Here is a 23,465-nt window from a genome sequence, read left to right on the forward strand (position 1 = left end):
TTACCCATACTACAATGAAAAATGGAGCAAATGATTAATGAACAAACTTGAAGCCGTGAAGGATGTCACATTTTTTGAAGGCTTGCCTGACGAGATACTCGGCAAACTGGCTGACATCGCCGTTATCAAGCGGTATGGGAAAGGCGAGACTTTATTCTTGGCTGATGTCCCGGCCCATGGGTTCTTTTCCCTTGTAACTGGACGGGTCAAGGTCTTCCGAAGCTCGCCGTCAGGCAAGGAACAGATCATCCACATATTCGGACCAGGCGAAGCAGTGGGAGAAGTCCCGGTCTTCGAAGGCAGCAACTTTCCTGCCCAATGCGAAGCCGTGGAACTCTGTGAAGCCCTGTTCTTTCCGCGCCAGGATTTCAGGAACATCATTCGGGAAGACCCTGACCTGGCCATGAAAATGATGGCCATGCTTTCCCAGCGGCTGCGCATTCTTGTCAGCAAAATAGACGATTTGAGCCTGAAGGAGACGCCGTCAAGGCTGGCGTCCTATCTCCTGCTGCTCCGCTCATCCCAAGAATCGGACACCTTCAAACTCGACCTTCCAAAGGGACAGATCGCTCTCTATCTCGGCACCATTCAGGAAACACTGTCCCGCATTTTGAAACGGTTTACCGAGGAAGGACTTATCCATCTGAACGGCAGAGAGATCACCATCCTCGACAAAGCCGCCCTCGGGGAGATCGCAGATCAGGGACGCTGATGAAGCCCAGACACCAGCCCAACGCAAAAAGCCCGCTGCACATACGTGCAGCGGGCTGATACATGGCAACGGAAAAGACTATTCAGCGATCTTGTTGACGGCCGTCTGAAGGCGGGCGATGCGACGCTGAGCCTGGCGCTCGTGGATAATGCTCTTGCGGGCAGCCTTGTCCAAAATGGAAGAGGCTTCCTTGAGGGCTTCCTGTGCCTTGGTAACGTCCTTTTCCTCGATGGCAAGACGAACAGCTTTGACGGTGTTCTTGATGCGGGTCTTGGAAATGCGGTTACGGGCGCGACGCTTCAAGCTCTGACGGTGCCTCTTCAAGGCGGATTTGTGATTAGCCAAGGTAATTTCTCCTGATCAATAAATTATCGTATTAAAAAAGCGTTTGTTTGCTATTCTTCCCGAAGGGAGAGCTTTTTATATGGACTCTTCCCCCGATGTCAAGCGTTTTCTAATTTGAACTACACCTGCAAAGCATTGAAGTCGGCCAAACGGCTTAGACGGTCGACCAATGCCTTGAGTAGATTCAAACGGTTCAGCCGGACATCAACCTCATCGCACATAACCATGACATTGTCGAAGAAACCGTCCACAGAAGGACGCAACTCCCCGAGAAGTCCAAATAATCCGGCAAAATCGCCGTTCTCCCACAGATCATCAAAGCGAGGTGCCAACGCCTCCAGATTGGTGCCGAAGGCCTGTTCGTGTTCGTCCTCAAACAGATCCGCATCATAGCTGCCGGTCAGGGGCTGACCAGCCTCATCGCCCTGCTTGCGGATGATATTTGCAGCACGCTTGAAGGTCAGCACGGCCTGCTCGAAATCCGCTTCCCTGCTGAACTCACCCAAGGCCTCAAGCCGAGCCTTCAAGGTCCGGATGTCGCTGAATCCGGCACCAAGCGCAGCATCAACCACACGCGTGTCGAACCCTTGGCCTATAAACAGGGCACGCAGACGCTGACCGAAGAAGTCCTTGAGCTTGGCAAGGGCCTCTGGTTTCTCAATCTTCCATTTGACCCCGGTATACGCTTCCTGAGCCCATTTGAGCAGTACACCCAGGTCCACGTTCAGTTCGTGTTCCATGATGATGCGGGCGATACCCAAGGCACAACGGCGCAGAGCATAGGGGTCGTTGGCCCCGGTAGGCACCTTGCCCAGCCCGAAACAACCGGCCATGGTGTCCACCTTGTCGGCCATGGAGACCAACGCACCGGACAGACTGGACGGAACCGGGCTGTCCGGCCCAGCAGGCAGATACTGTTCATAGATGCCGCTGGAAACGATCTCGCCCTTGCCAGCGCGCTCGGCGTAGATGCCCCCCATCTTGCCTTGCAGGCTATCGAACTCGATGACCATTTCGGAAACGAGATCCGCCTTGGCCAGCCGTCCGGCCATGGCGAACTTTTCATACTCTCCAGGCAGGATGGACTTTGATTCACCCAGCTTCTCAATCAATTTGGCACACAGGGATTTGATACGACGCGACTTGTCGCCCACGGACCCGAGAGGGCCGAGAAAAACCACGTTCTCCAGCTTGTCCAGCCAGACCTTGAAGTCGACCTTGCAGTCCGCCTCCCAGAAGAAGCGGGCATCTTCAAGGCGGGCCTTGAGTACACGCTCCCAACCTTTCTTGACCAGGGCAACATCCAGGGGGTCGAGGTTCAGAGTGGTCAGGAAGTGCGGCAACAGATTGCCCTCGCCGTCCTGAACACCGAAGCTCTTCTGATGAGACTGCATGGAGGTGAGCAGCACTTCACGGGGCAGTTCCAGGTAGAGCTTGTCGATATCCCCGATAAGCGGCTTGGGGTATTCCACCAGGTTGGCGACCTCATCGAGCAAGCCTTCGTTCCAGACGATCTCGCCGCCCAACTCACCGGCCAGACGATTGCCTTGGTCAACGATGATTTTCTTGCGCTCCTCGGGATCAATGACCACCTTGCCCTTGTCCCGGACTATGGAAAAATATTCAGACGCCGAATTCACGGCAAACGGGCCGAAACCCATGACCCGATGACCGCGGGTCTCGCGGCCCGAGGTCAGGTTCTCCAGGGTAAATTCGATGACCTCACTGTCGAGCAGAGCCAGGAGCCAGCGCACGGGACGACCAAAGGCGAAGTCATATCCGCCCCACCGCATCTTCTTGGGAAAAGAAAGCGATTCTATGCACTTGGTACAAATGGCGGGCAGAATGTCAGCTGTCTTGCCACCGCCCACGGTCTTCTTGGCAGCCAGATACTCACCCTTGTCGGTCTTCATCTTGAACAGGGCGTCTTCGGCCACGCCCTGGGTCTTGGCAAACCCCTGCCCGGCTTTTGTCAGGTTGCCATCGCCGTCATAGGCTATGCGAACGGGAGGACCTGTGACGGTCTCCTCCTCCTGAAGCTGCGTCACAGCCAGGGAGGCAACATGCGCGGTGATACGACGCGGGGTGGCGTAGCATTTGACGCCCCCGTTTTCGACCATGGACTCGGTGAGCGCCTCGGCAAAGGCCTTCTCAAGTTCATCAGCCAGCTTAGGAACAAAGCGGGCGGGCATTTCCTCGGTTCCGATTTCCAGAATGAATTCGGCCATTTTTCTTCTCTTTTCTCTCTATTTCTTATCGGTGGCGTCGCTTACTTCTTGAGCATGGGATAACCCATCTCTTCCCGCTGATCCGCATAAAGCCTGGCGAGCTTGGAGGCCAGGTTGCGTACGCGACCGATGTAGGTGGCGCGCTCGGTGATGGATATCGCACCGCGTGCGTCCAGCATGTTGAACGAATGGGAGCATTTCAGGCAGCAGTCATAGGCAGGCCAGGGCAGGCCTTCCTCGCACAGCTTGAGGCATTCGGCCTCGAACTTGTTGAACAGGTCGAACAACATGTCCGCGTTGGACAGCTCAAAATTGTATTTGGACATCTCCACCTCGTTCTGGTGGAATATCTGACCATAGGTAACCTCATCATTCCACATGAGGTCGTAGACGGATTCCTTTTCCTGCAGATACATGCAGATGCGCTCAAGACCGTAGGTGATTTCCACGGACACGGGCTTGAGATCGATGCCGCCCACCTGCTGAAAATAGGTGAACTGAGTCGCCTCCATGCCGTTGAGCCAGACTTCCCAGCCAAGGCCCCAGGCGCCGAGCGTGGGCGATTCCCAGTCATCCTCCACGAAACGGATGTCCTGGGCTGCTGCGTCAAGGCCCAGCACCCCCAGACTTTCAAGATACAATTCCTGAATATTGTCGGGAGACGGCTTCAAAACCACCTGAAATTGATAATAATGCTGCAGCCGGTTGGGGTTTTCACCGTAACGGCCATCAGTGGGACGGCGCGAAGGCTCCACATAGGCGACCTTCCATGGTTCGGGACCGATGACCCGGAAAAAGGTGGAGGGATTGAACGTCCCCGCACCGCACTCAATGTCCATGGGCTGAACAACAGCGCAGCCATAGTCCGCCCAAAAACCTTGCAATTTCAGTATAACATCCTGAAAATTCATGACTTACTCCAACTCATACCTTTTTATACATGCCGCCTTCCCAGGACAGACCCAGGTGGTAGGCCACGAATAGTTCGATCAATTGACTGGATTGACGCCGGACCTCACTGTCCATGGCAACGGTAACCCAGTCCGCTGGTCGACTTTGTTGAATCCAATCCAAGGCGCGAAGCACTCCCGTGGAAATCGGTCGAGCAAGTCCCTCTAACGGTTTCCCGCCCGAAAGACAAGTCCGACAGGCCACCTGGCCCTTCTCGACGCCGAACCTGTACCCGTCCTGTCCGGCTATCGTTAGACCGCAGGTTCCGCAGGTGAGGAAGTCCGGTGTGTAGCCCATTTCGAACGCCAGCTTGGCCCTGAAAAGCCATGGCGTGAAGTCGCTGCTACCGCCACCCGACTCCAACATGTGCAATGTTTCAAGCAACAGAGAATAAACAGGCCTGGCATCGGAGGGATCGATCTCGACGGCTTCAATGAACTTGATGCAATTGACGGCCAGACCGGTCCTGACAGGATCCTTTCTAACCATCGGAAAATTGTGCAGCAGGGAACCTTCTTCAAGAACCGTATACGTTCCGGTCTTGTTGGTTCCTATGGTGAAGAGAACATGGCTGAGAGGATCGAGACACCCGACAAACCTGCGTCGGCTGCGGCTGCCTCCAAAAGCGAATCCGTTGAAAACGCCGCGTGTGGGCGTAAGGAGCTTGACCCAGACATCGGCCTCCCGAAAACGTCCGACCTTGAGTACGAGACATTTTTCAGTGCCGTTCATGCAGTACCTGTCCTGCTCCGGTGACCGGGTTACATACCGAAGAGGATCGTCTGTATATTGCCCTTGGCTTGATCGAGGGGATACGGTGCTCCGTTGTAAGTCACGCTGACACCAGCCGCGTTGCCGATGCGAATCCTGCGGGGACTGTTGAACATCAAACGCAGGGGTTCTCCTTTTGTCAAAACAAAATCACGGGCCATATCCAGTTCATCCCCGCGCCAAACGCCGATCCAGCACCCCTTGTTGGTGTTAGCCCTGATGATCACCACATGAGCGTATTTTGCCGCTTCAGCACTTGCCTCCTGATTATCCGTAGCCTCATCGTCGACCATCTCGGACATGGTCGACGCAGGTGCAGGCTTGACAACGGGCGTGGCCTTTTCAGACGACACGACCGGCAGGGCCTGGTCGGACGGAACGGCCTGCCCAACCGTTTCGGATTGAACCTCCGAGTCCGCTGGAACAGCAGCGTCCTCTCCCCCTTCACCCTCAGGCTGAACCCCCTCGGGTTCAGCCAATTCAGCAGGTCGGACAGGCTCTGTCGTTGACTCCATGGACGTAGCGGGCGGAGCCGTTTGTTCCATGCCGCCCTTGTTCAGATTCAACACGAGAACCAAAGCGGCACAACACAGGATAATGACAACGAAGATGGAGGGCCAAACCGACCGCTTGCGAACAGCGGGCGCATCTGCTTCATGAAAGGCCTTTTCCGCGTTGGGGGAAACATCGTAAGAAAGCCCCCCGGCATTTTGCTCTTCCATTTGATACTCTCGATCAACAACCATCGACAATTCATCTGCGTCAAGGCCGAGCAATCGTGCGTAACTCCTAACAAATCCTTTTGTATATACGGGATGCGGCAAAGAAGAACTGTCACCGCTCTCCAAGGCAAGCAAATTGATACGACTGATCTTAGTGGACTCCATGACCTCCTTAATGGTCAACCCTCTAGTTTCACGTTCACGCTGCAACGCAAGGCCGAGTTCCTGAAAATTCATTGGGATACTCCGTTGTCGGGTTCCAGGGTTTTATCCATATAAACGATAACCGAACTTTGTTTCAGTTTTTCAAAATACTCTGAAAAGAGCGTTTCCCGCTTATTTTGCATCAATTGTTTATATATGTCGTCCCGAACATCATCGAGAGGCACGAGACGATCCTCGGCAATAGTGACCGGAGACAACAATGCCTCCTTGCCCTGGATGGTCAACGGCGTGCCGACTCCCCCAGCAGCCACTCCCTCCAAGGACTCTTTCCACTCGACGGCCAGGTCAACGTAGCTCAATTCGCCGATGGATCCGCCTAAATCCTTACCAGGTCCCACACTATATTTCTGGACAGCCTCGGCAAAAGTCATTTCGCCTTCAAGAATGCGTTCCCTGACCTCCACTGCCGAGACATCCGAAGGCAAAAGAATGATGGCGAGTTCAACCATCTTGTCGAGTTGATAGTCGTCATGACGGGCTTCATATTCTTCCTGAATTTCCGAATCCGTGACCAGCACCTTGCTGGTCACCATATGGCTTATGAGTTCCTGTTTTTCAAGCATCTCTTTCAACCGGCTCCGAAACTCCTCCATCTCAAGGCCATCTTCACGAACCACGTTCTCAAACTCTTCAAGCGTCAAGCCGCGCTCCGCACGTACCCGATCAATTTCCTTATCCATATTCTCATCAGTGACCCCGATTCCATATTTGGCCACTTCCTGCTGTATCAAAATGTCATTGACCAGACTCTCCAGCGCCCTTTTGCGCAGAGCGTTGAGCTGTTCCTTTTCCTTGTCGCCAAGCTGCCGCCCCTTCACCTGCTCGAGAATCGGCTTCATTTCCTCATCAAGATCATATTGTGTGATGATATTATCATTAATCTTCACCAGGATACGGTTAATCACCGTCTCGGCAGCCTGGGCAGAAACAGGAGATATCATGAGTACGGCTCCGATGAGCACGGAAAGTAGTTTCACCACGCGGTTTACTCCTTGGCATCGAAGGGAATGAATACCCTTCGACCATTTTGTCGAATTCTAGTCACTTTGTATGGACTATGCAATGAATGGTCCTGATCAGATTCCAGAGTCGTCGGTCGCCCCTTCGGCCGGCATGGATTCCTCAACGGACTCCTCGACCGATTCCTGCCCTGCATCATCTTCCGTGTCAGGGACATCAGGGGCCATTATATCAATCTCCTCAGGCTGTTCTGGCTCCTGGACCTCCTGCTCATCAGGAATCAGCGGGAAGTCATTGACCTCCTCCTGAGCCTCTGCCAGGAGATGCTCACTGACAGAGATGTCGGCAGTCGCCAAGTTTTCGGACAACCACTGATCAAAAGCCTTTTGCATCTTTTTTCCCAACAAAGCCTCTTCCACCAATGGATAAGCCTGAGCAGGGGCCAACACCTTGGCTTCAGAACGTTCCAGCAGTACGAGGGCCTCAAAACCAAATCGATCCGTCAGAACATCACTGGCCTGCCCCGGTTTCAAACCGCCCATGGCATTCCGCCAGGCAGCGGACAACCGCCCCTCCCGCACAACAACCTCACGGGTCTCGACTTCGCCGAAAGCAGTGGCCAGACTCATCTGATCATGATCCTGAAGATATTTTCCCACCGCCTTGACCACCAACTCCCGGCTAGGCCCGCGGACCACGAGAATTCGAAGACTTTCAGGCAGATAAAAATCGGAAATATGGTCGCGATAGTATTTTTCGGCTTCTTTGTAGTCGATCTTTATCTGTGCCCTGAGCACCTGGAGAAAAAACTTCTTCTGGGCAAGGTGGTACTTGAGCTGACGACGCCAGGACTTGAGATCAATGTACTCTTCAACCAGCACCTGCTCAAAGGCTCCCTCAGGATAATCGGCACGGATTTCCTCTTCGGCCTTCACCACCTCTTCATCGGTCACGGCCAAATCCCGACGGACCAACTCCTGCACCACCAACTCCTGCACAATAAGATCGGCCAGGATATCACCGAATTCAGTTCTCAGCTTCTCGACACTGGGCACATAGGTGCCGACGCTGTCCGCCTGAAACAAGTCATGTTGGAATTCCAGTTGAGACAGGAAAATGGGTTCACCGTTAACTCGGGCAACGATCCCCATATCATCGGAATCTCCGGTACACCCTGTCAACAATACTGCAAACAATATCAAAACAGTTACATAACGTGTCATAGTCACTCTGATTTACCGCCCTGCTGATCAATCCCGGCATCAAGCATTCTTTCCAGATCGACAGCCGTTCCTTCAAGGGCTTCACGCATGGACTGCGCTCCGTCATATCGAATCTCCAGCTTGGCCGGAGGTATGATCCGCGCCGTATCACTCCGGTCGCCAACCCACTTCATCAATTCATCCGGACTCACCGCAATGGCATTGTCCTTCCAGGTAACAACGGCCCTGCCCGGATACAACTCCGCCCTGGCTGCCTGCATTCTGGACAAGGTCAGCTTCAGCCGAAGCACACCGAAAAAGGCATCCAGCTCGTCGGGCAACGAACCAAAACGGTCTCGGATCTCTGCCTCAAACTCGCGCAAGGCCATGTCGGTAGTGGCCGAGGACAGCCCCCTGTAATAGCGGAGCCTCTCGCGGGAATCAGGAATGTACCCGCCCGGGATATGCGCTTCAAACACGAAGTTGAGCTCCGTGTCTGCGGCTCGGGTATCTTCCTCTCCGCGCAGCCGCCGGACCTCCTCCTCCAACATTTCCAGAAAGAGTTCGAGTCCGACCTTGGCGATCTGCCCCGACTGGGCTTCACCCAAAATATTACCGGCCCCACGAAGTCGCAAATCCTCCATGGCGACCTTGAATCCAGCACCCAGATAATCCATGTCCAGAATGATGCGCAAGCGTTTACGCACAATTTCGGAAATGTCGTTGATGGACGGCACCACAAAATAGGCATACGCCTGCCGCTCACTGCGACCAACCCTGCCCCTGAGCTGATAGAGTTGCCCCAGGCCGAACAACTGCGCCTGGTCCACTATCAGGGTGTTCGCATTGGGGAAATCCAGGCCGGATTCCACAATAGAAGTACAGACCAGCACGTCGATTTCACCATGCCAGAAGTCGCGCATGGCTTCTTCCAACGCCTTTTCGCCCATCTGGCCGTGGGCCATGCCCACCTTTGCGTCGGGCACCAGCTCCCGCACATAGGCGGCCACACGTTCAAGCCCATTGACCCGGTTATACACCCAATACACCTGGCCGCCGCGATCCAACTCCCGGCGCAATACGGCCTGAAGCTCAAGCCCCTCCCGCTCCACAATAGCCGTTTCCACGGGCTTGCGGTCTACCGGCGGCGTCTCGATGACCGAAAGTCCGCGTATGCCGGACAGGGAAAGCTGCAAGGTACGGGGGATGGGCGTGGCGGTAAGGGTCAGAACATCTATATTCTGTCTGAAATATTTAAGTTTTTCTTTGTGCTTGACCCCGAACCGCTGCTCCTCGTCCAATATAAGCAGACCAAGATTGGGCAGTTCCACATCCTTCGAAAGGATGCGGTGCGTTCCGATAAGTATATCGACCTCGCCCCTGGCCGCAGCCTCGATCACGGTCTTCTGCCGCTTGGGAGTTACAAATCGGCTGAGCATCCCCACCCGCACGGGGAATCCCTCCATACGCTTGGTAAAGGTCTGATAATGCTGCTCCGCCAGTACAGTGGTCGGACAAAGCAAGGCCGTCTGGTGACCTTCCAGGGCTGCCCTGAATGCGGCGCGAAGGGCCACTTCGGTCTTGCCGAATCCCACATCGCCGCAGACCAGCCGATCCATGGGCTCGGGCTTTTCCATATCCCTGAACACATCGGAAACCGCCTTGTCCTGATCCGGTGTTTCCTCAAAGCCAAAGGTGGCCTCGAACTCGGCATACATATCATCAAGCGGCCCGTATCCGTATCCCTTGCCCACTCGGCGAAAGGCATACATCTCAACAAGCTCATGGGCTATTTTCTCAATGGCCTTTCGGACCTTGGCCGTGGTCTTGGCCCACCGAACGCCGCCCAGCTTGTCCAGAGACGGCTGCTTGCCCCCTTCCGGCCCCTTGAACCGCTGCACCAGATTGAGCCGATCCACCGGCAGGTACAGCTTGTCTTCCCCGGAAAAGAACAGGAGCAGATAATCGTTGGCCCCTTCACCGATGCTCATGTGGTGCAAGCCGCCGAACTGGGACAAACCATAATCGCGATGCACCAACAAATCGCCTTCGGACAGATCGTCATACTGATCCAGCCCCTTGAAGGCCTTGTCTCGTCCCACATGCACCCTGGGAGCCTGAGGCTGCAACACCTCTTCACCGAGAATGCGGGTGTTGTTCCACCCCAGCTCCATCCCCTTGCGCAGAGGCGAAATCAAGGCAAAGATACCACGCCGTCCCGGAGAATATTCCAGGCTCATGGGCAGTTTCTCCTGTTCGGCCAGATTCAGGAATTTACTGCGCGCCCGCTGTGTGCGGAAACTGAGAATAACGGTCTGCCCGGAGCTATGCCACTCCTTAAGCCCGGTCATGAGTGCGGACCACGGCCTTCTTGAAGCCTCAGGCTGCCAAAAAATGTCCGCGAACTCACTGTACGGGGTTTCAGCGAGATCTATGCCGCTCTTTTCTCGCCCTATGGTCAAGTCCTCGAAGACCAGTTGCCGGGCACTTTGCCAGGATTTCCGGGCTGCTTCATGGGAGCGGATGATAAACCGGCGAGGCAGCGTCACCCCTTTCTGGCGCTCCTCCTCCTTGAGGAAGTCCCGCCATGCCTGATCGCGGTCCTCAAGACGCGCCCTGAGCGTGTCGCCAGACGAAAGCAGATAGGCAACGTCCTTGGGGAAATAGGTTTCCAGCCCTACTGGGGCATCATAGTACAACCCAGGCCAGATAAAACCGTCGTTGGCGTCAAGGCGTTGGGTCAGCACATGTTCCTGAGCAACGGTAATCTCTCCCGTCTTGCGCAATCTGTCCCACAAATCCCGAGCGCGAAAGCCCCGGTCATCAGTGGTGATACAGGGAGATACGGGCAGCAGGACGGCTTCATTCAAGTCCGCCTTGGAGCGTTGAGAAGCCGGATCGAACAGTCTGATCTCTTCCAGAATATCACCGAAAAATTCCAGGCGAAGCGGGAGCGCGTACCCCGGTGCATGGATATCAAGGATATCGCCGCGTAACGCCATATCCCCCGAAGCAGACACCAGCTTTCGGCGTACGTATCCCCAGGACACCAACTGTTCCAGAAGAATGTCCGGAGACATCTCCTCACCCTTGGACAGGTTGACCCAGTTCTCGCGCAACACGGTTTCATCGGGCCAGTGCGGCAGCAGGTTATCTGCCGTCATGAGCACGCCGTGCGGCCTGCTCCCATAGACGAGACCATACAAAGCAGCCCACCGGTCACCCCAGCTCTGCGCATCCGGTGTGCGGGAATGATACGGAGGCAGGAAAACCCAGTCCCTTTCCCAGGCAGGCTGCTCCACGCCTCCCGGCGTGCCGACCGTAAAGAGATTCAAAAGCGCCTGCATTTCCTTGAACTCGGTCACACCGGGGACCACGATGGCGACATCAACACCCTTGGCCAGCAGCGAACCGGCCAGCAATGCCTGCGACCCGGGACCGCTCTTGAAGATGCGGACCGTATCGGTGGAGCCGGTCATGAAGTCGGATATGTCTTTAGGAAAGCTGGTTGGCATGATTGGGCTTGAAGTGGTTTGTCGGCTTTGAATCCGAAACAGAAAAGCCGCCCCATCCCTATCGGGAGTCGGACGGCTTGTCATTAAGAATTTATCCGGGTTAGACGCTGCTCAAGGCTTCCTTTTCCTCATTGTCGAGCAAAGAATTCAGATCAAGAAGGATCAAAAGGCGGTCTTCGAGCTTGCCGACCCCGTCGATATAATCGGAATCCAAGCCGGCCACCACCGGCGGAGGCGGCTGAACGGAATTGGCAGGGATACGCAGTACTTCGGACACGGCATCGACCACGAATCCAACGATTATCATTTCGATTTCAATGACGATTATACGGGTATATTTATCGTGGTCCTTGGATCTGAGACCGAACCTGCGACGCATGTCCACTATGGGAATCACCTTGCCGCGAAGATTGATGACGCCTTCAACGAATTCAGGCGCACGGGGAACATTGGTGATCTCCATGGTACGGATGATCTCCTGCACCTGCAGGATATTGACGCCAAATTCCTCTTCACCAATGCTGAACGTCACCAATTGGATCAACTTCTGCTCGCCCTCGCCCTCTTCAACGTCGACAATTTCTTCCATATCCATGTTCATGGTCACCCCGTCTTCAATGACTCGGTCCTTCAAAATGCTCCATCATTTACAAGCATTGAATCTGTCAACAGAGCCATTTGTTGTCAACAGGAATATCCAGCCGCACGCACTGCCTGGAAAAGGGCTGGCGAGCGCCCACACTCCCGGCGGCATCAAGAATTATGCTTTTTTTGCCAATGAATAAAGTCTGTTGAGATATTTATAATATTCAAGATGAAAAGTCATGTTGACGGTAAAATGATAAAGGACTAACTTAATCCAAACTTCATATCTATTTGTTTGATTTGTTTGACTTTTTGAAAAAAGGACGGGCCGCAACCATATGGGTCAATATGCAAATTTCAATGATCATGACTCTCTAGAGGCTCAAGTAAAAAACCTTGCCGATGAAGAGCTGCTCGACTTCTGGGAAGAAACTCAACAGCTTGCCAGAATGCTGGACCAGGAAGAACAGACTGATCTGGAATACAATCCGGAATATGAACGTGTCATCCTGCAGGAATTACAATATCGCACCTGTTTTAAAGGTCAATTCTGACACAAAGACCGAGCAGAAAAAACTCCCCGCCTCTTTCGAGACGGGGAGTTTTTTTTCGTCCATTCAATCCTGTGCCTACTCGACCGGCATCCTGCCGATGCTGAAGTAGGCAAATCCGGATTTACCCATACGTTCGGGCAGATAGAGATTCCGCCCGTCAAAGATCAAAGGCGCGCTCAACGTTTTCTTGATGCGATCAAAATCCGGGTTGCGGAATTGATTCCAGTCCGTGACCACGGCCAGGGCATCTGCTCCGTCCAACACGCCGTATTGACTATCCAGAATTTCCAGATTCTCAAGGTGGCCGATTTCCTCGCGTGCGCGATCGTTGGCCACTGGGTCGAAGGCCCGCACTTTCATGCCGAGTGCCGTCAGATCCTTGATGACTTCAATGGCCGAAGCCTCGCGGATATCGTCGGTATTGGCCTTGAAGGCGATCCCCCACATGGCCAGGGTCCGCCCCTTGACGCCTCCCTGCGGCTCGAAATAGGCCTTGATCTTTTCGGCCAGCACATGCTTCTGGGCGTCGTTGACCTTGTCCACGGAACGAATCAACCGGGCATCATAACCATGTTCGGCAGCAGTGCCGATGAGTGCCTTGACATCCTTGGGGAAACAGGAACCGCCGTAGCCCAGTCCCGGATATATGAAACTGTACCCGATGCGGCTGTCAGAACCTATACCCGCACGGACTTCTGAAACATCAGCCCCCACCCTCTCGCATATGTTGGCAACTTCGTTGATAAAGGAAATCTTGGTGGCCAACATGCAGTTGGCCGCATATTTGGTCATCTCGGCAGACCGCACGCCCATGACGATGAGTTTTTCGCGGCTGCGGGCAAAGGGAGCATACAAGGTCTGAATGGTCTTGGCAGAATGTTCATCCCCGGTTCCCACTATGACGCGATCCGGCTTCATGAAATCATTGACCGCGTCCCCTTCCTTGAGGAATTCGGGGTTGGAGACCACATCAAAGGAGATGTTCTCGCCGCGCTTATCAAGCTCTTCGGCAATGATGGCCCGCACACGATCGGCAGTACCGACCGGCACTGTGGACTTGTCCACCACGATCTTGGAAGACGTCATCTTCTGGCCGATCTCGCGGGCCACGGCATGCACATAGCTCAGATCGCAGGCACCGTCCTCGCCGCAAGGTGTACCAACGGTGATGAAAACCACCTCGGACACGGCAAGCCCCTCACCCAAATCGGTGGTAAAATGCAAACGTCCCTGTTGGGTGTTGCGTTTGACCAGGTCTTCAAGGCCGGGCTCGTAAATATGAACCTTGCCGCTCTCCAGGGTCTCCACAACCTTGGGGTTGACGTCCACGCAACAAATATTATTTCCCATTTCGGCAAAACAGGCAGCGGAAACCAATCCCACATACCCTGTACCGACGATACAAACATTCATAATATTACTCCGGATAGAGTTTCAGTTCTTTTTCAGGCCATGCGGATACCTTTTACGCGCTGAGCCGTCAACACGATTGCAAATCGGCTACCTGATTGCCACAACTATTGCTATTCCATTCCATGTGACTTAATCAATGAAGATATCACGCTATTACGCATCCGGAGGAAGACACGATGCCTGTACTCGTTGTTAACGTAGATCATGTAGCCACCTTGAGACAAGCCAGAATGGGCATAGAGCCCGAACCCGTCACAGCGGCCTATATGGCCGAAATGGCCGGTGCGACAGGCATCATCGTTCATCTGCGCGAAGATCGACGACACATACAGGACCGGGATGTGGAGCTCATCAAACAGACCTGCAATACCCGATTGCACCTGGAAATGGCCGCCACCAAAGAGATGCAGTCCATCGCAATAAATATCGAGCCGGAAATGGTCTGTCTGGTGCCGGAAAAGCGGCAGGAATTGACGACCGAAGGCGGTCTCGACTGTATCGGACGCGAAAAGGAGCTGCGGGATTACCTGGAGCCGATCCATGCCAAAGGCATCAGGGCCAGCCTGTTCATAGACGCCGACCCCAAACAGATCGAGGCGGCCAGCGCCACCGGAGCCGAATTCATAGAAATACACACAGGCCATTACGCCGACGCCAAGAATCACTCCCGGCGCAAGATCGAATTCGAAAAGATCATCAAAGGCATCGCCCTGGCTCGAAACATCGGCATGAAGGTCAACCTCGGCCATGGATTGAACTACCGGAACATCCTGTATTTCAAGGACGTACCCGGCATCAGCGAATACTCTATAGGACACGCCATCATGGCCCGCGCCATCTATGTCGGAATGGACCGGGCGGTTCGGGACATGGCGCAACTGATCAGAACCTTTACGGACTAACGGACGTTGCATGATCAAAGGCATGGGCCTCGACCTGACGGAACTCGATCGCATACAATCTCTTTGGGAAAAGTACGGCCAAAAATTCGCCGCCAGGTATCTCACGGAGCATGAACTTGCAGAGTTGCCCGAAAAAAACCCGGTCCCCAGGCTGGCCGCCCTGTTTGCGGCCAAGGAAGCCGCAGTCAAGGCGCTGGGTACGGGGTTTGCCCACGGCATTCATTTCAAGTGTATAGAGATACTCCACAATGAAGCAGGCAGGCCTCAAATCTTCTTTCTCGGGGCAGGACTGAAGGAATGTGAGCGGCAGGGGATATCGGCCGCACACATATCCCTGACTCATTCCCGTGACACCGCCGCCGCCACCGTGATACTGGAAGCCTAGATGCGCAACCACAGTCCAGGAGTCACAATGCTGCTTCCCCTCCCAACCCCTGCCGAAATGTCCGTATGGGACAGGGAAACCATACATGCTGTCGGCATTCCCGGAGTCACGCTCATGGAATCTGCGAGCAGAGAGGCCGTCACGGTCCTGCTTGAGGAATACGGGCCGGTGGGTGACGCCGTTATCTTCTGCTTTGCCGGATCAGGCAACAACGGTGGAGACGCCTTTGCCATGGCCCGCCACCTTGTGGACCTCGGCGCAAATGTCACTGTCTACCACACACGACCCAAAAAACAGTATCGAGGCGAGTCCCGAACCAATCTTCTGTGGGCGCAGAAACTGGACATACCACTCAAGCATCTGACGGGCCTGGACCCGGAAGCATTTCCCCAGCCCGACATCATCATCGACGGCCTGCTTGGCACCGGTTTTCATGGAGAACTCAGGAAGGATTACCTGGCACTCATCCGTACCATCAACAGGCTGGCCGAACGGGCATTCGTACTTTCCATCGACATCCCCTCCGGACTGAACGGCCTGAACGGACGGGCACAGCCGGAAGCGATCAGGGCCGACGTCACAACCTCCTTCGAAGCCCCCAAGCTCGGCCTGGTCCTGCCGGAAGCCGCCGAATACACCGGCCTTGTGCACGTCTGCCCCATCGGCATTCCGCTCAAGGTACAGAAAACCAATCCGGTTCGGCACCATCTCATCACCAGCGGGATCATGGACAGCATACCGACCCCCAGCCTGAACATGCACAAGGGCAAGGCAGGGCATGTCCTGGTCATAGGAGGCAGCCTTGGTCTGACCGGTGCGCCGAATCTTGCATCCATGGGCGCTCTGCGCAGCGGAGCCGGCCTGGTCACTGCGGCTTGTCCAGGCGGTCTGGCCGATGCCGTCAAATCAGGCTCCCCGGACATTATGACCCTGCCCCTTGGCACCGGTACAAGTTGGACCCGCGCCATGGCCGAAGAACTGCTTTCCAGCCAGGAACGGTTCGGCGCTGTGGTCATAGGACCGGGCATAGGCAGAGAGCCGGACACCTTGGCCTTTGTCCTCGAATTCATGAAAGGATGCACATTGCCCATGGTCCTGGATGCGGACGCGCTGTTTGCCCTAGCCGAATTTCCCGAACATCTTCAGTCGCTGCCCGAACAGGCCGTACTCACCCCCCATCCCGGTGAAATGGCCCGCCTGCTTGCCATGGATACGTCTCAGGTCCAGGCCGACAGACTGGGTGCGGTCAACAGCTTCCTGGCCGTCTGCGACACCACGCTGGTGCTCAAGGGAGCCGGAACCCTGGTGGCGGATGCCGAAATGACCTGCATCAATCCGTTTGTTGAACCCAACCTTTCCGTGGGAGGGTCCGGCGATGTCCTGTCCGGCATCATCGGCTCCCTCATGGCCAGGGGCGTTTGTGCCATGCAAGCTGCCTGTACCGCCGTTTTCTGGCATGGAATGGCCGGGCAGACCCTCTGTATCGATTTTCCTGCACGCGGCAACCTCGCGTCCGAAATAGCAACCGTGTTGCCCCGAGTGGCGGCACAATCCCAAGGAGCTTGAACCATGCTGACAGCGAAGGACATCATGTCCACCGAATGTATTACCCTTACTCCCGACACCGATATCGCCACGGCAGCCAAAACCCTGCTGGACAACAAGATCAACGGTGCTCCCGTCCTGGAAAACGGTGCCGTGGTGGGCATCCTGTGTCAGACCGACCTGATCGCCCAACAGAAAAGGGTCACCCTGCCCTCTTTCTTCACCCTGCTCGACGGTGTGTTCCCCATTTCCTCGCATGAGGATCTGGAGCGGGAAATGAAGAAGATTTCCGCACTCAAGGTGGGCGACGCCATGACCCCGACTCCCACCTTCATCTCTCCCGAGACCAGCATCGAGGACATCGCCACCATGATGGCCAACGAAAAGCTCTACACCCTGCCCGTCCTTGATAACGGCAAGCTGGTAGGCGTGGTCGGCAAGGAAGACGTGCTCAAAACCCTCCTTCAGGGACAATAACGGTCTTTGGAATGCCCCTCAGACTGCATTTGCCGGACCCGGAGGCCACGCTGGAGCTTGGCCGCACCTTGGCATCAATTATAGCCTTAACGCCTGACCCTCCTGCTTTGCTCTTGCAAGGCGAGCTGGGATCAGGCAAAACCACGTTAGTCAGAGGCTTTGTAGAGTCCCTGCCGGGCGCTGACATGGCGGAAGTTTCAAGTCCGAGCTTCAATATATTCAACCTGTACCCCACGGTTCCACCCGTGGCCCACTTCGACCTCTACCGGTTGGAAGGCATGGCCCCGGATGACGCTCTATTCGAGTGTCTGGAAGACCCGGATACCGTCACGGTTGTGGAATGGATACAATTTCTGGCCCGTGAAATGTGGCCGGATGAAGCAATTTTCTTGGAATGGACCCCATCTGACACTGGACGAAGCCTGACATTGCATGCAATGGGAAAAACGGCACAGGGCATTCTCAATGCCTTGATGCCCAAATAAGAACCGCACCAGACAAGAAGCAGTATTGATCATGAACATCGTCGTACAGAAATTCGGGGGCACTTCGGTCCGCAACCTGGAATGCCAACGCCAGGTCATGCAGAAAGTTCTTCGTCCCTACCGTGAAGGCAACAAAGTCATCGTGGTCCTCTCGGCCATGTCAGGCGAAACCAATCGCCTCCTTTCCCTCGCCCATGAGTGGTCGGAAAATCCCGACCTAGCTGAATGCGATTCTCTCGTCTCCACCGGCGAACAGATCTCCTGCGCACTCTTTTCCATGCTACTCAAACAACAGGGAGTCAAATGCCGCTCGGTACTCGGTTTCCAGGCTCCGGTCCAGACGGATTGCGCCTTTGGCAAGGCCCGCATCGTCAATATCGACGACGGTAAGCTCAAGACCATGCTCCAGGAATACGACATCCTGGTGGTGGCCGGTTTCCAGGGATGCGACGAAAACCAGCGTATCACCACTTTGGGACGCGGAGGGTCCGACACCTCTGCCGTGGCCCTGGCCGCTGCCCTCAAGGCTGACGTCTGTGAAATTTACACCGATGTTCCGGGCGTATTCACCACCGACCCGAACATGTGCTCCGATGCGCGGAAAATGGACAAGATCGCCTATGATGAAATGCTGGAAATGGCCAGCATGGGCGCCAAGGTACTCCAGATCCGCAGCGTTGAGTTTGCCAAAAAATACAATGTAACCGTCCATGTCCGCTCAACATTTTCCGATGAGCCGGGCACTTTAGTCACGCAGGAGGATAAAAGCATGGAATCCGTTCTCGTTTCCGGAATAGCATACGACAAGGATCAAGCCCGAATCACGCTAATACACCTCAAGGACACCCCCGGCGTGTCCGCCCAGATATTCTCCCCTCTGGCTGAAGAAAAAATTCTCGTTGACATGATCGTCCAGAACCCCTCCAAGGACGGCTTGACCGACATGACCTTCACCATACCGCGCGCGGATGTGAAGCAGACCATCAAAACATTGGAAAAACTCCAATACGAAATAGGGTACGAAGAGCTTACCAGCAACCTGAACGTCGCCAAGGTGTCAATTATCGGCGTCGGCATGCGGAACCATTCCGGTGTGGCCTCACGGGCCTTCCGAGCGCTTGCCGATGAGAACGTCAACATCCTGATGATCAGCACGTCCGAGATCAAGATCACCTGCCTGATCGACGACAAGTACACCGAACTGGCTGTACGCACACTCCACAAAGCCTTCAACTTGGAAGAAGGCAAACACATAGAGTAGGCAATGAGACACGTTACCATATATGACACGACGTTACGCGATGGGGCACAGGCCGAAGAACTGAATCTGACCACTGAAGACAAGGTGCGCATAGCGCATAAGCTGGATGAACTGGGGATTCATTACATCGAAGGCGGCTGGCCCGGCTCCAACCCGACCGACAAGAAATTTTTCGAAGACATAAAAAAGTATACGTTCAAGAACGCCAAACTGACCGCATTCGGCTCAACCCATTTTGCCAAGACCTCGCCGGAAAAGGACCCGAACCTGGCCGGCTTGTTGGCCGCCGGGACATCAGTCATCACCATTTTCGGCAAGAGCTGGGATCTCCACGCCACCACGGCCCTGGGCATCTCCCTTGAACGCAATCTCGAACTAATATTCAACAGCATCGCCTTCCTGAACAAACGGGTGGACGAAGTTATTTTCGACGCCGAACATTTTTTCGACGGCTACAAACACAACCCTGAATATGCCCTCAAGGCCCTGGCTGCCGCCCATGAGGCCGGTGCCGCCCGCCTCGTCCTCTGCGACACCAACGGCGGCACTCTGACCCACGAGGTCGCCGAAGCCGTAAAAGCCGTTCAGGCACACCTGCCCGCAGGAAGCCTCGGCATCCATGCTCACAACGACTCTGAACTGGCAGTGGCCAATTCCCTGGAAGCGGTCCGTCTGGGCGCATCACAAGTGCAGGGCACCATCAACGGCTACGGGGAACGCTGCGGAAACGCCAACCTGTGCTCGGTCATTCCGAATCTCGAACTCAAGATGGGAATCGACACCATCGGCCGGGACAATCTGCCCCGATTGCTGACGACATCCCACTTCGTCAGTGAAATCGGGAATCTGCGTCCCTTCATGCGGCAACCCTTCGTGGGTGCATCCGCCTTTGCCCACAAAGGTGGTATCCATGTCAGCGCCATCCTCAAGGATTCACGCACTTATGAACACATTGTGCCGGAATCCGTAGGAAACGAGCAGCGCGTCCTGCTCTCCGACCAGGCAGGCCGATCCAACATCCTGTTCAAAGCCAAGGAGCTTGGCTATGAATTGGCCAAGGACGACCCCACTGTGGACCGCCTGCTCGCAGAGCTCAAACAAAAGGAAAGCATGGGTTACGAATATTCCGTAGCCGATGCTTCGTTTGAACTGGTCTTGCGCGAAGCTCTGGGCAAACCACTGAATTATTTCCACTTCAGAAATTTTTTCGTGGTCGACGCCAAACGCGAGGAAGATCCCGAACCGTTTACCGAGGCCACGGTCATCATCGACGTCAAAGGGCAACAGGAACACACCGCCGCCACTGGCATGGGTCCGGTCAACGCCCTTGACCGTGCCCTGCGCAAGGGGCTTGAACGGTTCTACCCCAATTTGAGCGAAATCCGTCTGCTGGATTTCAAAGTCCGTGTGTTGTCCGGTGCTGTCCGCGACACGGGCGGCACCGCCTCCTTTGTCCGCGTCCTGGTGGAAACAGGCGACAAAACGGAACGGTGGACCACCATGGGCGTCTCCCACAACATCATCGAGGCGAGTTGGCAAGCCGTAGTGGACGCCATCAACTACAAACTTCTCAAAGACGATCAGTTCATCGAAAAATAAGCATCTGAAAACACAATCAAAACGGGCCGGCGAGATACTCACCGGCCCGTTTTGATTGGATCATCCCTACTGGCTTTTCATGCTGGGCAACTGCCTTGCCGCCCAACTGGAAGCTTGCAGGTATTGCGTGGCTGCCTTGGGTACACTGAATCCATAACGTTTGAGAATAGCGTTTGCCACCTCCCACTTTCCCGTCTCCACAGCCTCAAGCATCCGAAGACAATTACCATATTCATTACGTTCGCCGCACAATCCGGCCTTGATGGCCTCGTCAAGGGCGATACCGTCAAGGGCCTTGTCCATGGGATAGGACAGCAAGGCGTCGAGTTTGGAAAACAACCCGAGCATGAACATGGTTTCCGGAGCGAGTTGGCACTGTTCGATAGTCCCTGCAAGCTGAGAGAGGAAACGCCCCCGCTGCAAGGCCATATACGCCAGCTCTTCCCCTTTGGGCGTGGAGTCCAGATCAGTCATGACGACAACAGTGGCCCAATGTTTCAGTTCATTCAAACCGAGCAAGGCAACGGCTTGCTGAATGGACTTGATTTCTCTCTTCAATCCAAAGGCGACCGAATTTATGTACTTGAGTATCCTGTAGCTGAGACTGACGTCAGATGCGATGATGGAAGCCAATTCTTCCATGTCACAGCCCGGATTGTTCAACTCGCGAATCAATTGCAGCTTGGAAACGGAGGCGACCTGAAGCCCGGCATCCTCTTCGATCAGCGGAAGGGAAAAGAAGGACCCCTGAAATATTTTGAAGCCCAGGGCTCGTGTCCCTTCAAACGCCTCCCAACTCGATACGTCGGTAGCCAGCAGCTTGCCTTCATAATTTTTCAATTTTCGACGAATATTGACGATATCGGATGGCATTTTTCCCTCAAGGGAGACCTTCACGATGTCGCATTTATCCATCAGGGAATCGAAAACGGATTCGTCCAGATCATTGTCAATGGCAACAGAACCACCCTGTTCATGCATATTACTGACAAAGAAAGAGCCATGTTCGGAAGAGGCGGCAGTATTGCTGAAACCGAAAACAATATCACCCAGATATCCTGAAAAATCATAACTGTTCAAATGGTTATAGCCACTCATATTCAGAAGCAGCTTTTTGTCCGTGGAAAACTCAATGCCCAATGACGACAATTTTTCTTTCTGAAACGAAATCAAATCCTCCAATGCGGCCACCTGCTCCGAGTGGCCTTGCGGAGGTGGACTGGAGAGCAATTCATAGCCCCAGACCGATTTTCCCCGATCAAAAATGGGCTGCCTGACAACCATGACCTGTTCTCCAACGTCCGCAGCCAGATCCGATAAGAGAGCATCACTCATATCTCGCTCCTCCTGACATGTGCCTTATTGCATCGACTCATATGTCTCCATTTGAGAATAGAATTCTGATTTTATTATCTACAGAAGCGGAAGATAACCGTAAAGAAATATATCTTTATTATAACGCATTCAACGCCACTCAAGATCATAACACGCCGAAATAACGATTCAATAATATTGAACGCAAAAAAACCGCCCGGCACAGGCCGGGCGGTCGCTCTCTGTTATGGAAAGGGCTGCTTACAACATGCCTGCCGCCATTCCGGTCAACCGCAACAATTGATTGGTGAAACCGGCTTCGTTATCATACCAGATGATCAGCTTGAGTTGGGTACCGCCCATTACGCGGGTCAGGGAGCTGTCCACCACGCCGCCGAAGGTGGACCCCATGAAGTCCGTGGAAACCAACGGCTCTTCAGTGTAGCCCATGGAATCGTTTGCGGCAGCCTTCAACGCGGCATTGACCTCGTCGGCTGTTGTCTCCCGCTTCAATTCACAGACCAGATCCACCAGGGAGACATTGGGCGTGGGCACGCGAATGGCCATGCCGTCCAGGATGCCGTTGAGTTCCGGAATGACCAGACCCACGGCCTTGGCCGCACCGGTGGTGGTCGGCACCATATTCATGGCGCAGGCGCGGGCACGGCGCAAATCCTTATGGGAACCGTCCAGAATCCGCTGGCTCATGGTATAGGAATGCACGGTGGTCATGATGCCGTGCTTGATACCGAACTTGTCATTGACCACCTTGGCCACAGGAGCCAGGCAGTTGGTGGTGCAGGAAGCATTGGAGATGATCTTGTGCTCAGGCTTGAGGTCACCGTCGTTGACGCCCACCACCACGGTCACGTCCGCATTTTTCCCGGGAGCGGAGATGAGCACCTTCTTGGCACCACAGGCCAAGTGCTTTTCACAACTCTCCCGATCCGTAAATTTACCGGTGGATTCAACCACCAGATCACAACCCAAATCACCCCAAGTCCATTCGCCCGGCGCATTTCGGGTCACTTTCACAGACTTGCCGGCTATGACGAATCCGTCAGCCGAAGGCTGCACATCAAGGAAACGACCGTGCACGGAATCGTATTTCAACAGATGGGCAAGATCTTCGTTGGATGCACGCGCGTTGACAGCCACCAGTTCAAGATCACTCCGGTCCGCCAGCAATCGGGCGAGATACCGGCCGATCCGTCCAAATCCGTTTAATCCTATTTTCGTCGCCATGCCAGCTTCCTCCTGTGGATTTGCGATTATCCCAATGCGGTTGATATAGAGATTAGGAACAATACGATC

General features: G+C 54.6%; 22 protein-coding genes. 10 read left to right on the top strand and 12 right to left on the bottom strand.

All coding sequences use genetic code 11. The annotated features are described in order from the left end of the window. The first annotated feature begins 37 nt into the window (after window positions 1-37). On the top strand, window positions 38-712 hold the full coding sequence (locus DWB63_RS04735; RefSeq protein ID WP_128327664.1) for a Crp/Fnr family transcriptional regulator: 675 nt from the start codon (window positions 38-40) through the stop codon (window positions 710-712). A gap of 78 nt (window positions 713-790) precedes the next feature. On the opposite strand, the gene rpsT is transcribed toward DWB63_RS04735, so the two are convergent. The 9 genes from rpsT to DWB63_RS04780 form a co-directional block, all read right to left on the bottom strand. Next, window positions 791-1,057 (bottom strand): 30S ribosomal protein S20, encoded by a 267-nt coding sequence (gene rpsT, locus DWB63_RS04740; protein ID WP_128327665.1) that lies wholly within the window; start codon window positions 1,055-1,057, stop codon window positions 791-793. Window positions 1,058-1,176: 119 nt separating this feature from the next. Then, window positions 1,177-3,285, bottom strand: a complete 2,109-nt coding sequence (gene glyS, locus DWB63_RS04745; RefSeq protein WP_128327666.1) for a glycine--tRNA ligase subunit beta — start codon at window positions 3,283-3,285, stop codon at window positions 1,177-1,179. Window positions 3,286-3,326: 41 nt separating this feature from the next. Continuing rightward, window positions 3,327-4,196 carry a glycine--tRNA ligase subunit alpha gene (gene glyQ / locus DWB63_RS04750; RefSeq protein WP_128327667.1) on the bottom strand — a complete coding sequence of 290 codons (870 nt, stop codon included), beginning with the start codon at window positions 4,194-4,196 and terminating at the stop codon, window positions 3,327-3,329. A gap of 13 nt (window positions 4,197-4,209) precedes the next feature. Further along, window positions 4,210-4,968: a DNA repair protein RecO gene (recO, locus tag DWB63_RS04755; protein WP_128327668.1), complete on the bottom strand. Its 759-nt coding sequence runs from the start codon at window positions 4,966-4,968 to the stop codon at window positions 4,210-4,212. A 29-nt stretch (window positions 4,969-4,997) separates the two neighbouring features. Continuing rightward, window positions 4,998-5,966: a helix-turn-helix domain-containing protein gene (locus tag DWB63_RS04760; RefSeq protein ID WP_128327669.1), complete on the bottom strand. Its 969-nt coding sequence runs from the start codon at window positions 5,964-5,966 to the stop codon at window positions 4,998-5,000. Further along, window positions 5,963-6,934 carry a SurA N-terminal domain-containing protein gene (locus DWB63_RS04765; protein WP_128327670.1) on the bottom strand — a complete coding sequence of 324 codons (972 nt, stop codon included), beginning with the start codon at window positions 6,932-6,934 and terminating at the stop codon, window positions 5,963-5,965. Before DWB63_RS04765 ends, DWB63_RS04760 begins: the two co-directional genes overlap by 4 nt. A 96-nt stretch (window positions 6,935-7,030) precedes the next feature. Beyond that, window positions 7,031-8,137 carry a peptidylprolyl isomerase gene (locus DWB63_RS04770; protein WP_128327671.1) on the bottom strand — a complete coding sequence of 369 codons (1,107 nt, stop codon included), beginning with the start codon at window positions 8,135-8,137 and terminating at the stop codon, window positions 7,031-7,033. Window positions 8,138-8,139: 2 nt separating this feature from the next. Continuing rightward, entirely contained in the window at window positions 8,140-11,631 is a 3,492-nt protein-coding gene (gene mfd / locus DWB63_RS04775) for a transcription-repair coupling factor (protein WP_128327672.1), read from the bottom strand. Between the two features lie 100 nt (window positions 11,632-11,731). Next, the gene (locus tag DWB63_RS04780) at window positions 11,732-12,220 is read right to left on the bottom strand and encodes a chemotaxis protein CheW (protein ID WP_128327784.1); all 489 of its coding nucleotides are present in this window, start codon (window positions 12,218-12,220) and stop codon (window positions 11,732-11,734) included. A 46-nt stretch (window positions 12,221-12,266) separates the two neighbouring features. On the opposite strand from DWB63_RS04780, the gene DWB63_RS17215 reads away from it, so the two are divergent. Both DWB63_RS17215 and DWB63_RS04785 read left to right on the top strand, forming a co-directional pair. Beyond that, the gene (locus tag DWB63_RS17215; RefSeq protein ID WP_164879784.1) at window positions 12,267-12,416 is read left to right on the top strand and encodes a hypothetical protein; all 150 of its coding nucleotides are present in this window, start codon (window positions 12,267-12,269) and stop codon (window positions 12,414-12,416) included. Between the two features lie 138 nt (window positions 12,417-12,554). After that, window positions 12,555-12,770 carry a hypothetical protein gene (locus DWB63_RS04785; protein ID WP_128327673.1) on the top strand — a complete coding sequence of 72 codons (216 nt, stop codon included), beginning with the start codon at window positions 12,555-12,557 and terminating at the stop codon, window positions 12,768-12,770. A gap of 75 nt (window positions 12,771-12,845) precedes the next feature. Here DWB63_RS04785 and DWB63_RS04790 read toward each other — a convergent pair whose 3' ends face one another. After that, complete coding sequence (locus tag DWB63_RS04790) at window positions 12,846-14,183, bottom strand: UDP-glucose/GDP-mannose dehydrogenase family protein (protein WP_128327674.1); 1,338 nt, start codon at window positions 14,181-14,183, stop codon at window positions 12,846-12,848. A gap of 176 nt (window positions 14,184-14,359) precedes the next feature. On the opposite strand from DWB63_RS04790, the gene DWB63_RS04795 reads away from it, so the two are divergent. Genes DWB63_RS04795 through cimA form a run of 7 tightly spaced genes read left to right on the top strand, consistent with a single transcriptional unit; the run spans window position 14,360 to window position 20,837 of the window. After that, a complete protein-coding gene (locus DWB63_RS04795) occupies window positions 14,360-15,085 on the top strand; it encodes a pyridoxine 5'-phosphate synthase (RefSeq protein WP_128327675.1) in 726 nt (241 codons plus the stop codon). Between the two features lie 10 nt (window positions 15,086-15,095). Further along, window positions 15,096-15,470 (top strand): holo-ACP synthase, encoded by a 375-nt coding sequence (acpS, locus tag DWB63_RS04800; RefSeq protein WP_128327676.1) that lies wholly within the window; start codon window positions 15,096-15,098, stop codon window positions 15,468-15,470. A 27-nt stretch (window positions 15,471-15,497) separates the two neighbouring features. After that, window positions 15,498-17,036, top strand: a complete 1,539-nt coding sequence (locus DWB63_RS04805) for an NAD(P)H-hydrate dehydratase (protein WP_128327677.1) — start codon at window positions 15,498-15,500, stop codon at window positions 17,034-17,036. 3 nt (window positions 17,037-17,039) lie between these two features. Continuing rightward, on the top strand, window positions 17,040-17,492 hold the full coding sequence (locus DWB63_RS04810; protein WP_128327678.1) for a CBS domain-containing protein: 453 nt from the start codon (window positions 17,040-17,042) through the stop codon (window positions 17,490-17,492). An 11-nt stretch (window positions 17,493-17,503) separates the two neighbouring features. Beyond that, window positions 17,504-17,977 carry a tRNA (adenosine(37)-N6)-threonylcarbamoyltransferase complex ATPase subunit type 1 TsaE gene (gene tsaE / locus DWB63_RS04815; protein WP_128327679.1) on the top strand — a complete coding sequence of 158 codons (474 nt, stop codon included), beginning with the start codon at window positions 17,504-17,506 and terminating at the stop codon, window positions 17,975-17,977. 31 nt (window positions 17,978-18,008) lie between these two features. Further along, complete coding sequence (locus DWB63_RS04820) at window positions 18,009-19,238, top strand: aspartate kinase (protein ID WP_128327680.1); 1,230 nt, start codon at window positions 18,009-18,011, stop codon at window positions 19,236-19,238. Between the two features lie 3 nt (window positions 19,239-19,241). Further along, entirely contained in the window at window positions 19,242-20,837 is a 1,596-nt protein-coding gene (cimA, locus tag DWB63_RS04825) for a citramalate synthase (protein ID WP_128327681.1), read from the top strand. A 66-nt stretch (window positions 20,838-20,903) separates the two neighbouring features. Here the strand turns inward: cimA and DWB63_RS04830 are convergent, their stop codons facing one another. Both DWB63_RS04830 and gap read right to left on the bottom strand, forming a co-directional pair. Further along, window positions 20,904-22,172, bottom strand: coding sequence for an HDOD domain-containing protein (locus DWB63_RS04830; RefSeq protein WP_128327682.1), 1,269 nt, complete (start codon window positions 22,170-22,172; stop codon window positions 20,904-20,906). Window positions 22,173-22,412: 240 nt separating this feature from the next. Then, window positions 22,413-23,396, bottom strand: a complete 984-nt coding sequence (gene gap / locus DWB63_RS04835) for a type I glyceraldehyde-3-phosphate dehydrogenase (RefSeq protein WP_128327683.1) — start codon at window positions 23,394-23,396, stop codon at window positions 22,413-22,415. Window positions 23,397-23,465 lie beyond the last annotated feature (69 nt).

Origin of the sequence: Pseudodesulfovibrio sp. S3, assembly GCF_004025585.1 — a bacterium.
Taxonomy (GTDB): Bacteria; Desulfobacterota; Desulfovibrionia; order Desulfovibrionales; family Desulfovibrionaceae; genus Pseudodesulfovibrio.

What these genes read in the sequence shown, in the direction of transcription:
- DWB63_RS04735 (WP_128327664.1), top strand. Translation starts at nt 38, where the DNA reads ATGAACAAACTTGAAGCCGTGAAGGATGTCACATTTTTTGAAGGCTTG.
- glyS (WP_128327666.1), bottom strand. Translation starts at nt 3,285, where the DNA reads ATGGCCGAATTCATTCTGGAAATCGGAACCGAGGAAATGCCCGCCCGC.
- glyQ (WP_128327667.1), bottom strand. Translation starts at nt 4,196, where the DNA reads ATGAATTTTCAGGATGTTATACTGAAATTGCAAGGTTTTTGGGCGGAC.
- recO (WP_128327668.1), bottom strand. Translation starts at nt 4,968, where the DNA reads ATGAACGGCACTGAAAAATGTCTCGTACTCAAGGTCGGACGTTTTCGG.
- DWB63_RS04760 (WP_128327669.1), bottom strand. Translation starts at nt 5,966, where the DNA reads ATGAATTTTCAGGAACTCGGCCTTGCGTTGCAGCGTGAACGTGAAACT.
- DWB63_RS04770 (WP_128327671.1), bottom strand. Translation starts at nt 8,137, where the DNA reads ATGACACGTTATGTAACTGTTTTGATATTGTTTGCAGTATTGTTGACA.
- mfd (WP_128327672.1), bottom strand. Translation starts at nt 11,631, where the DNA reads ATGCCAACCAGCTTTCCTAAAGACATATCCGACTTCATGACCGGCTCC.
- DWB63_RS04780 (WP_128327784.1), bottom strand. Translation starts at nt 12,220, where the DNA reads ATGGAAGAAATTGTCGACGTTGAAGAGGGCGAGGGCGAGCAGAAGTTG.
- DWB63_RS17215 (WP_164879784.1), top strand. Translation starts at nt 12,267, where the DNA reads ATGCTCCATCATTTACAAGCATTGAATCTGTCAACAGAGCCATTTGTT.
- DWB63_RS04785 (WP_128327673.1), top strand. Translation starts at nt 12,555, where the DNA reads ATGGGTCAATATGCAAATTTCAATGATCATGACTCTCTAGAGGCTCAA.
- DWB63_RS04790 (WP_128327674.1), bottom strand. Translation starts at nt 14,183, where the DNA reads ATGAATGTTTGTATCGTCGGTACAGGGTATGTGGGATTGGTTTCCGCT.
- DWB63_RS04795 (WP_128327675.1), top strand. Translation starts at nt 14,360, where the DNA reads ATGCCTGTACTCGTTGTTAACGTAGATCATGTAGCCACCTTGAGACAA.
- acpS (WP_128327676.1), top strand. Translation starts at nt 15,096, where the DNA reads ATGATCAAAGGCATGGGCCTCGACCTGACGGAACTCGATCGCATACAA.
- DWB63_RS04805 (WP_128327677.1), top strand. Translation starts at nt 15,498, where the DNA reads ATGCTGCTTCCCCTCCCAACCCCTGCCGAAATGTCCGTATGGGACAGG.
- DWB63_RS04810 (WP_128327678.1), top strand. Translation starts at nt 17,040, where the DNA reads ATGCTGACAGCGAAGGACATCATGTCCACCGAATGTATTACCCTTACT.
- tsaE (WP_128327679.1), top strand. Translation starts at nt 17,504, where the DNA reads ATGCCCCTCAGACTGCATTTGCCGGACCCGGAGGCCACGCTGGAGCTT.
- DWB63_RS04820 (WP_128327680.1), top strand. Translation starts at nt 18,009, where the DNA reads ATGAACATCGTCGTACAGAAATTCGGGGGCACTTCGGTCCGCAACCTG.
- cimA (WP_128327681.1), top strand. Translation starts at nt 19,242, where the DNA reads ATGAGACACGTTACCATATATGACACGACGTTACGCGATGGGGCACAG.
- DWB63_RS04830 (WP_128327682.1), bottom strand. Translation starts at nt 22,172, where the DNA reads ATGAGTGATGCTCTCTTATCGGATCTGGCTGCGGACGTTGGAGAACAG.
- gap (WP_128327683.1), bottom strand. Translation starts at nt 23,396, where the DNA reads ATGGCGACGAAAATAGGATTAAACGGATTTGGACGGATCGGCCGGTAT.